This window comes from Anoxybacillus sp. (assembly GCF_036834105.1).
Taxonomy (GTDB): Bacteria; Bacillota; Bacilli; order Bacillales; family Anoxybacillaceae; genus Anoxybacillus.
Map to the genome: position 1 here is coordinate 18,775 of NZ_DAITON010000016.1, position 9,404 is coordinate 28,178.

Consider the following 9,404-nt stretch of genomic DNA (forward strand, 5'->3'; position numbering starts at 1 on the left):
CATGACGTATTTGTTCCGACAATGATCGAACATGTCGAAAAAACGGGCGTCCATTCCGGCGATAGTTATGCGCTGTTGCCTGCTCAATCGTTTACAGAAGAAGAGAAAAAGAAAATGGTCGATTATGCAAAGCGAATAACGAAACAGCTTCATTTTAAAGGGTTAATGAACGTTCAATTTATCGTTCGTAACGGCGAAGTATACGTCTTAGAAGTCAATCCACGCGCAAGCCGAACGGTGCCGATTGTGAGCAAAGTGACAGGTGTGCCGATGGTTCAACTAGCGACAAACGTATTGCTTGGGAAATATTTGTCGGAATACGTCATTCAATCGCCTTCTCTCCCGTATGTTGTCTTAAAATACCCTGTTTTTTCGACATATAAATTGCCGGGAGTCGATCCGCTCGTTGGCCCAGAAATGAAATCGACGGGGGAAGGAATTAGCATCGCAAAAACAGTGCAAGAAGCGGCGTTAAAAAGCTTTTATCCGTACCTTGTAAAGAAAAAAGGGGCGCATGAAATATATGTGGACGCGCCAGAAAAGGCCGCATCGCTTATCGAAGCGGCGAGACGATTCGGCTTGACTGTTGTAACGGATGAGCCGTTTGAACAATGGCTTGAGAAAAAAGAGGCGCTCGCGTTTGTTAGTTTCATGCGCGATGACGAAAGCGTGCAGCGAAGAAAACAGGCGCTCGCTCGCCATTTGCTCGTATGTACGGAAGAAGAAACAGCCCGTTTATTTTTCGAGGCGCTCCAAACGGACGATTTTTCCGTTTGTTCGATTCAACAATGGTTAAAAATGATGAAAGAAGTGGTGAAAAAGTGAATACGACAGCAACCGTTCAATTGAAAGGGAAAGATTTTTTAACATTAGCGAACTATTCGAAAGAAGAAATTGAATATTTACTTCATTTAGCGCTTGAATTAAAACGAAAGCAACAAAGCGGGGAAAAGTATACGCCGTTGAGCGGAAAAACGTTGGCGATGATTTTTGAAAAACCGTCTACAAGAACGCGCGTGTCGTTTGAAGTCGGCATGGTGCAATTAGGGGGGCATGCGCTTCATTTAAGCAGCCGCGATTTGCAAATTGGACGCGGCGAGACGATTGCCGATACGGCGCGCGTGCTGTCGCAATATGTGGATGGGATTATGATTCGCACATTTGAGCATGAAAAAGTAGAAGAGCTTGCCCATTATGCAACGATTCCAGTCATTAACGGCTTAACCGATGACGACCATCCGTGCCAAGCGCTTGCGGATTTATTAACGATTTACGAAGTGAAAGGAAAACTGCAAGGGTTAAAGCTTGCTTACATCGGTGACGGCAACAATATGGCGCATGCGTTAATGTTAGCTGCGGCAAAAGTTGGCATGGATTGTGCTGTTGCTTCACCGAAAGGATATGAGCCGAAACAAGCGATCGTCAATGAAGCGAAACAAATGGCGAGCGAAAGCGGAGCGACGATCGTTGTGACAAACGATCCGTACGAAGCGATTGCTGATGCGGATGTGGTGTACACAGACGTTTGGGCAAGCATGGGGCAAGAAGCGGAGGCGAACGAGCGCATGCACATTTTTGCCCCATTTCAAGTGAATGAAGCGCTCGTTCAACAGGCGAAAGACGATTTTATGTTTTTACATTGTTTGCCGGCACACCGCGGTGAAGAAGTGACAGAAGGTGTGATTGATGGAACGCAGTCTTACATTTTCCAACAGGCCGCCAATCGCCTTCACGCCCAAAAAGCGTTGCTCGTTTCATTGCTGTAATTTGTAGCGTTTGCCGTTATTTCTCATCATCGTTTTGCGGGGGAGAGGACATATTATAAAATGAGCAAATGATGAGGAGGGGTACGGATGGGACAAAGCCGACATTTTCGCCCGGGACAAAAAGCGCCAAATAACGGCATATATATTGAAATTGGCGAGACAGGCGACCAAGTGAAAAACCCGAAAAAATTAAAGCTAAAAGCAGGTGACCGTTTCCCTGAAACGTCAAACCATAACCGCATTTGGACATACTTTCCGAAACCGTAAGCCATCCTTGCATAAGGGTGGCTTTGCCATTATAATACATAATAGATGAAGGTCAAATAAAGTCAAAGTCAAAGGGGTGAGTACGATGAATATGCAACAAATGACGGAAAAAGTGCAAGAAGCGTTCATGCGAGCTCAATCGTTGGCGGTGGAGAAGCAACATCAAGAGATTGACGTCGAGCACGTATGTATCGCGTTGTTAGAACAAGAAGATGGACTTGCGCGGCGCATATGTGAAAAAATGTCCGTCTCGATTTCCGCGCTGCGCGATGAGTGGAATAAACAGCTAAATAAAAAGCCGCAAGTTCTCACGAGCACAGAAGCGGGGAAAATATACGTAACGAGCCGTCTACAACAATGGATTGTGCGGGCAGAACAAGAAGCGAAACAAATGAACGATGAATATATATCGGTTGAGCACTTGTTTCTTGCGCTCGTTGACGATCGAGAGGCGAAACCGATATTGTCGCGCTACGGCATCGACCGAGCGAAACTGTTACAAACGATTATGGAAATAAGGGGGAATCAACGGGTGGTTAGTCCGCATCCAGAAGCGACATATGAAGCGTTGCAAAAATATGGCCGCGATTTAGTAGCGGAAGTGAAGGCAGGGAAAATTGATCCGGTCATTGGCCGCGATAGCGAAATTCGCCGTGTCATTCGCATTTTGTCACGTAAGACGAAAAACAATCCCGTTTTAATCGGTGAACCGGGCGTCGGAAAAACGGCGATTGTCGAAGGATTAGCGCAACGCATCGTGCGAAAAGATGTGCCAGAAGGGTTAAAAGATAAAACGATTTTTGCGCTAGATATGAGTGCATTGATTGCTGGCGCAAAGTTTCGCGGCGAGTTTGAAGAACGGTTAAAAGCGGTATTAAACGAAGTGAAAAAAAGCGAAGGGAGAATCATCTTATTTATTGACGAACTACATACGATCGTCGGCGCAGGACGGACGGATGGAGCGCTCGATGCCGGCAATATGTTAAAGCCGATGCTTGCGCGCGGAGAATTGCATTGCATTGGAGCGACGACGCTTGATGAGTATCGTCAATATATTGAAAAAGACCCAGCGCTCGAACGCCGTTTCCAACAAGTGCTCGTTCAAGAGCCGACCGTCGAAGATACAATTTCGATTTTGCGCGGCTTAAAAGAGCGGTTTGAAATTCATCACGGGGTAAACATTCATGATGGGGCGCTCGTTGCGGCGGCGACGTTATCCGATCGGTACATTTCTGACCGCTTTTTGCCTGATAAAGCGATTGACTTAGTCGATGAAGCGTGCGCGATGATTCGTACGGAGATCGACTCGATGCCGACGGAGTTAGATGAAGTAATGCGAAAAATGATGCAGCTTGAAATTGAGGAAGCGGCGCTGAAAAAAGAACAAGATGAAGCAAGTAAACAGCGCTTACAAGCGTTGTCGCAAGAACTTGCGAATTTGCGCGAAAAAGCGAACGCGATGAAAGCGCAATGGGAAAAAGAAAAAGAAGCGATTCAACACGTGCGCGCGCTCCGTGAACAGTTAGAAAAAGCGAAGCGCGAACTAGAAGAAGCGGAAAACAACTACGATTTAAATAAAGCAGCAGAATTGCGCCACGGCCGCATTCCGCAACTTGAAAAGGAATTAAAACAACTTGAACAAAGCGAAAAAGAAAGACGATTGTTGCGTGAAGAAGTGACCGAAGAAGAAATCGCATCGATCGTATCAAAATGGACAGGCATTCCAGTCACTAAACTTGTTGAAGGTGAGCGCGAAAAATTGTTGCGCTTAGCCGATATTTTACATGAGCGCGTCATTGGGCAAGATGAGGCGGTGGAACTTGTGAGCGATGCGGTGTTGCGCGCGCGTGCGGGCATGAAAGATCCGAATCGTCCGATCGGTTCATTTCTTTTCCTCGGTCCGACAGGCGTTGGGAAAACAGAATTAGCGAAAGCGTTAGCCGAGGCGCTTTTCGATAGCGAACAACAAATGATTCGCATCGATATGTCGGAATATATGGAGAAACATGCGGTGTCTCGTTTAATTGGCGCCCCACCGGGATACGTTGGCTATGAAGAAGGTGGACAGTTAACGGAGGCGGTGCGCAGAAAACCGTATTCCGTCATTTTGCTTGATGAAGTGGAAAAAGCGCATCCAGAAGTGTTTAACATTTTGTTGCAAATGCTCGATGACGGCCGCATGACTGACTCGCAAGGAAGAACGGTCGACTTTAAAAATACGGTTGTTATTATGACGTCAAACATCGGCTCACATGCGTTGTTAGAAGCGGTCGATGCGCACGGAGACGTAAGTGAAGAAGCGCGCGAACAAGTGTTGAAACAATTGCGGATGCATTTCCGCCCAGAATTTTTAAACCGCATTGACGATATCGTCTTGTTTAAACCGTTAACGGTACGTGAAGTGAAAGGGATTGTAGATAAGTTTATGAAGCAGCTAGAAGAGCGGCTCGCCGAACGCCATATTAAAGTGACGTTAACAGATGAGGCGAAAACGTACATCGCTACACACGGATTTGACGCCGTATACGGTGCGCGCCCATTGAAGCGATTTATTCAAAAACATATTGAAACGAAGCTAGCACGCGAAATGATCGCTGGGCATATCGCCGATTACAGCACGATTACAATTGATGTGGAAGAAAATGAATTAGTCGTAAAAAAAGGATAAACGGACGAACGCCGTTTATCCTTTTTTAATGATGCACAGGGTCGTTTGGAATGAGTTGAGCGATTGCGATAATGAGAACGGTTGCAATGACGGCGAGCGTCGTGCCCGTTGAGAAATGATAAGCGACGCCGATCATTGAGCTAACGACGTATGTCACCATGTTAATTAATAAAAACGTCCAAAAAAACGTCCAAAAAACGCGCATGTAACTCCCTCCTTTACACTCTTTTTTATCTTAACATAAATAGTTAATAGGCGAAAACGAAAAAATTGCAACGCCTAGTACGTAAGAAAGAAAAACGCATACGATATATTGTACAATGATGTGCGTAAGGTGGACAGCGATGGCAGCGAAGCAACGATTTTTCCAATTCAGCGAGCAATGGTGTGCGATTCATATTCCAGACCGACCGAACGGATTTGCTTTATTGATTTTAGGGGATGTGTCTCATTTTGTCGATGACGAAACGAGCTTATGGATACAACATGCTGGAAAAAACAAGCTGTTACATGAACTACTACAACGTGGGTACACAATTTTTTATTCCCATTTGTACGGTGCGAACTGGGGCAGTCCAAAAGCGGTGAAATTAGCCAAACAGCTTATGTATTATGTGCTAAAAACAGAAATTTTAAATGAGCGCATTTACGTGTTGGCAGAAGGAATGGGCGCGCTTGTCGCATTGCCTTTTATGGATGATGTAGGCGATCATATACGAGCGGTGGCGTTATTAAATCCTTGCATATATTTGCAGGCGCAGCTGCAATATGAAAAAGAACATAAATTTTTTTACAAACGGTTGATGAGACAGTTGAAACAAGCGTACGGAGAAGAGGACGTGGAACGTCATATACAACAGCCGAAGCCGCCTGTTGTACCGGTGAAAATTTGGCAAGTGTCCGGCGTCAATCCTTATCCGCCGACGATTCACGCGAGGGCGTACGCCCAAGCGTTTGGCGTACCTGTTTCGTACCATTTGCCTGAAAAAAAGTATACGTTTGCGCAAGCGATCCATACATTTTTTGAGCAGTATAATGACGTATAGTCCCCACACGTGTGGGGATTTTTTCTTTACGAGCAAGAAATGAAGCAAGTAAAATAAGGGGGAAAAGAAAAAAGGAGTGTTGCATATTGATGAGGCGATATATATTGTTTATGTTCGCACTAATTTTCATATTATCTTCTTGCGCTCCTGTACATATGTCATCAGCGAAGTTACAAAAAGTCGGCATGCTCGTTTCGGATACGATCAATGACCAAGTATGGGGAACGAAAGGATATAAAGGGCTACTTCGTGTACAGGCGAAGTTTGGTGTGGAAGTATTTTATCGTGAAGGTGTAGACTCAAAAGCAGCTGCTCAAAAGGCGGTCGAAGATTTTAAACGAAAAGGTGTCAATCTTATTTTCGGGCACGGCCAAGAATACGGTGCTTATTTTGATGAGTTGGCTGAACAATATCCCGACATTCATTTTGTTTTTTTTAACGGAGAGGCGAAGAAAAAAAATGTGACGAGCTTAAACTTTGAAGGACATGCGATGGGCTTTTTTGGCGGCATGGTCGCCGGACATATGACGAAAACAAATAAAGTCGGCGTCATTGCTGCATTTGAATGGCAGCCAGAAGTAGACGGCTTTTTTGAAGGAGCGTCGTATGAAAAAAAAGACGTCCATGTCGACGTGGAGTATGTGCAAAGCTGGGATGATATCGATGCGGCACTAACTATACTAGACCGCATGATTCACGATGGTGTCGATGTTGTATATGCGGCTGGTGATACATTTAGCGTCCCTGTTATTGAAAAAGTAAAAGAACACGGTCTTTATGCGATTGGCTATGTGACAGACCAAGCGGATTTAGGGGAGAGAACGGTATTAACGAGCACCGTTCAACATGTAGATGAACTGTATGAACTGGCGGTAGAAAAGTTTATAAAAGGCGAGCTTACGTCGGGGACGACATACGTTGATTTTCAAGATGGCGTCATCGAAATGGGGACGTTTAGCCCGGTCGTTGATGAACCGTTTCAACAAAAAATAAAGAAAGCGGTCGAACGATATAAACAAACAGGAAAATTGCCGAATGAGTAAAAGGGGTGTCGAGCACATCCCTTATTTTTTTATTGCGCGAAATAAAAAAAGAAAGTAAAATTAGTACCAAGTAATAAAGTTTGATGATAAAAGGAGACGATATTTCCGTGAGTGCAGGAATTATTGGAATTGGACGGTATTTGCCAGAACGTATTGTGACGAATAAAGAGTTAGAACAACGAATGGATACGTCAGATGAATGGATTCGAACGCGAACAGGCATTGAAGAACGACGCATCGCTTCCGATGATATGGATACGTCCGATATGGGATATATCGCAGCGAAGCGTGCCCTTGACGATGCAGGCATTTCTCCTGAACAAATTGATTTCATTTTAGTGGCGACGGTGACACCGGATCGTGCGTTTCCGTCTGTCGCATGTATGCTGCAAGAGAAGCTCGGGGCGGTGCGTGCCGCAGCGCTTGACGTCAGCGCCGCATGCGCGGGATTTATGTATGCGATGGTGACGGCAAAACAATTTATTGAGACGAATACGTACAAATATGTGCTCGTCGTTGGGGTGGAAAAGTTATCGAAAATTGTTGATTGGAATGACAGAAATACAGCGGTATTGTTTGGTGACGGTGCAGGAGCGGTTGTGATGGGCAAAGTGTCTGAAGGACGGGGCATCGTGTCGTTTGAGCTTGGTGCTGATGGAACAGGCGGCAAATATTTATACCAAGACGATTACGTCGTCATGAACGGACGGGAAGTATTTAAGTTTGCGGTGCGCCAAATGGGCGAATCGTGCATTCGCGTATTAGAAAAAGCCGGATTGACGAAAGCGGACGTTGACTTTTTAATCCCACACCAAGCGAACATTCGCATTATGGAGGCGGCACGCGAACGGTTAGAACTGCCGATTGAACGCATGTCGATTACAGTAAACAAATATGGCAATACGTCAGCTGCTTCGATTCCTATTTCGATCGTTGAAGAAGTGGAAGCAGGGCGCATTCAAGATGACGATTTAATCATTATGGTCGGATTTGGAGGCGGTTTGACGTGGGGCGCGATTGCATTGCGCTGGGGGAAATAACGATGGTATGATGAAACAAAGGAGTGATGAGTGGTGAAAAAAAGACGAGTTGTTGTCACCGGATTAGGAGCGGTGACACCGTTAGGAAACGACGTGGAAACGACGTGGAAACATATCATTGCCGGACAGTCTGGCATCGGTCCGCTCACACGGTTAAACGCGGACGATTTTCCTGCGAAAGTGGCAGCGGAAGTGAAAGATTTTGATGTTGAACAATTTATCGATAAAAAAGAAGCGCGCAAAATGGACCGGTTTACGCAATATGCGGTTGCTGCTTCGATGATGGCAGTAAAAGATGCCGATTTGCAAATTACAGAGGAAAACGCAGCGCGCGTTGGCGTATGGATCGGCTCAGGTATCGGCGGGATGGAAACGTACGAAGAACAGTTGAAGACGTTTTTAGAAAAAGGGTATCGTCGCGTCAGCCCGTTTTTCGTTCCAATGATGATTCCAGATATGGCGGCGGGTCAAGTGTCGATTATGCTTGGGGCAAAAGGAATAAACTCATGTACCGTCACCGCTTGTGCAACAGGAACGAACTCGATCGGTGATGCGTTTAAAGTCATTGAGCGCGGCGATGCGGATGTGATGATTACAGGGGGAACAGAAGCGCCGATTACACATATGGCGTTCGCCGGATTTAGCGCGGCGAAAGCGCTCTCGTTTAACCCTGATCCGAAAACGGCGTGCCGTCCGTTCGATCAACATCGCGATGGGTTTATTATGGGTGAAGGGGCTGGCATTATCATTTTAGAAGAGCTTGAACACGCGCTTGCACGTGGGGCGCGCATTTATGCTGAAATTGTCGGCTACGGGGCAACAGGCGATGCATATCATATTACGGCGCCAGCACCCGGCGGTGAAGGGGGCGTTCGTGCGATGCGCCAAGCGCTTCGTGATGCGAATATGCAGCCAGAAGACATCGACTACATTAATGCGCACGGAACGAGCACGGAATATAACGATAAATATGAAACGATGGCGATTAAAGAAGTATTTGGCGAACACGCATACAAACTAGCTGTAAGCTCGACGAAATCGATGACGGGTCATTTGCTCGGAGCAGCGGGTGCGATTGAAGCGATTTTCTCTGTTTTATCCATTTACGATAACGTCATTCCGCCGACGATCAACTACGAAACGCCAGATCCGGAATGCGATTTAGATTACGTGCCAAATGTAGCGCGTAAACAACGTGTGCGCGCTGTATTAAGCAATTCGCTTGGCTTTGGTGGACATAATGCAACAATTATTTTCAAGGCGTACGAAGGATGAGGATTCCCTCATCCTTTTTTCACGTTTCCCTTTCGTTTGTCGTACAATGCAATGACGAAAGGAGGAAACGTCATGGGGGTTGTGAATACGAAACATTGGTTTGAACGCGATATATGGCGTCAGAAAATAGAAGAAGATGTGCAGCGTCATTTATTTGCGCACGGCATGGCGCGGCGCAATCAACATGAGATGATGAAACAGCTAGAGCAAAAAAACGTCTGGGCGTTTGTTGCAAAAAAGTTTGCGGAGCTAAAAAAAGAGTGGAACGGCCCAGATGTGCCGATTTATATTTTCCCTGC

At 45.9% G+C, this 9,404-nt stretch carries 9 protein-coding genes and 1 pseudogene; 9 read left to right on the top strand and 1 reads right to left on the bottom strand.

The window, feature by feature from the left end:
- The 4 genes from V7Z64_RS03340 to clpB form a co-directional block, all read left to right on the top strand.
- The coding region (locus V7Z64_RS03340) for an ATP-binding protein (protein WP_297992688.1) at window positions 1-825 on the top strand (825 nt) is incomplete at its 5' end.
- A complete protein-coding gene (gene argF, locus V7Z64_RS03345; protein WP_003395424.1) occupies window positions 822-1,766 on the top strand; it encodes an ornithine carbamoyltransferase in 945 nt (314 codons plus the stop codon). The genes V7Z64_RS03340 and argF, both read left to right, overlap by 4 nt.
- 87 nt (window positions 1,767-1,853) lie before the next feature.
- Window positions 1,854-2,033 carry a YjzC family protein gene (locus V7Z64_RS03350; protein ID WP_003395421.1) on the top strand — a complete coding sequence of 60 codons (180 nt, stop codon included), beginning with the start codon at window positions 1,854-1,856 and terminating at the stop codon, window positions 2,031-2,033.
- Window positions 2,034-2,118: 85 nt separating this feature from the next.
- Window positions 2,119-4,701: an ATP-dependent chaperone ClpB gene (gene clpB, locus V7Z64_RS03355; protein WP_297992684.1), complete on the top strand. Its 2,583-nt coding sequence runs from the start codon at window positions 2,119-2,121 to the stop codon at window positions 4,699-4,701.
- 25 nt (window positions 4,702-4,726) lie between these two features.
- Here the strand turns inward: clpB and V7Z64_RS03360 are convergent, their stop codons facing one another.
- Entirely contained in the window at window positions 4,727-4,906 is a 180-nt protein-coding gene (locus tag V7Z64_RS03360; RefSeq protein ID WP_003395412.1) for a YjzD family protein, read from the bottom strand.
- A gap of 139 nt (window positions 4,907-5,045) precedes the next feature.
- On the opposite strand from V7Z64_RS03360, the gene V7Z64_RS03365 reads away from it, so the two are divergent.
- From V7Z64_RS03365 to V7Z64_RS03385, 5 genes and pseudogenes are all read left to right on the top strand, one after another.
- The gene (locus tag V7Z64_RS03365) at window positions 5,046-5,747 is read left to right on the top strand and encodes a hypothetical protein (RefSeq protein ID WP_297992681.1); all 702 of its coding nucleotides are present in this window, start codon (window positions 5,046-5,048) and stop codon (window positions 5,745-5,747) included.
- Window positions 5,748-5,836: 89 nt separating this feature from the next.
- Window positions 5,837-6,790 (top strand): BMP family ABC transporter substrate-binding protein, encoded by a 954-nt coding sequence (locus tag V7Z64_RS03370; RefSeq protein ID WP_297992680.1) that lies wholly within the window; start codon window positions 5,837-5,839, stop codon window positions 6,788-6,790.
- A 107-nt stretch (window positions 6,791-6,897) separates the two neighbouring features.
- Entirely contained in the window at window positions 6,898-7,830 is a 933-nt protein-coding gene (locus tag V7Z64_RS03375) for a beta-ketoacyl-ACP synthase III (protein ID WP_297992677.1), read from the top strand.
- Window positions 7,831-7,863: 33 nt separating this feature from the next.
- Complete coding sequence (gene fabF, locus V7Z64_RS03380) at window positions 7,864-9,105, top strand: beta-ketoacyl-ACP synthase II (RefSeq protein ID WP_297992674.1); 1,242 nt, start codon at window positions 7,864-7,866, stop codon at window positions 9,103-9,105.
- A 72-nt stretch (window positions 9,106-9,177) separates the two neighbouring features.
- A pseudogene (locus V7Z64_RS03385) lies at window positions 9,178-9,404 on the top strand (DUF2268 domain-containing protein); the annotation flags it as partial.

Coding starts and splice junctions, on each gene's coding strand:
- V7Z64_RS03350 (WP_003395421.1), top strand. CDS start 1,854: ATGGGACAAAGCCGACATTTTCGCCCGGGACAAAAAGCGCCAAATAAC.
- clpB (WP_297992684.1), top strand. CDS start 2,119: ATGAATATGCAACAAATGACGGAAAAAGTGCAAGAAGCGTTCATGCGA.
- V7Z64_RS03360 (WP_003395412.1), bottom strand. CDS start 4,906: ATGCGCGTTTTTTGGACGTTTTTTTGGACGTTTTTATTAATTAACATG.
- V7Z64_RS03365 (WP_297992681.1), top strand. CDS start 5,046: ATGGCAGCGAAGCAACGATTTTTCCAATTCAGCGAGCAATGGTGTGCG.
- V7Z64_RS03370 (WP_297992680.1), top strand. CDS start 5,837: ATGAGGCGATATATATTGTTTATGTTCGCACTAATTTTCATATTATCT.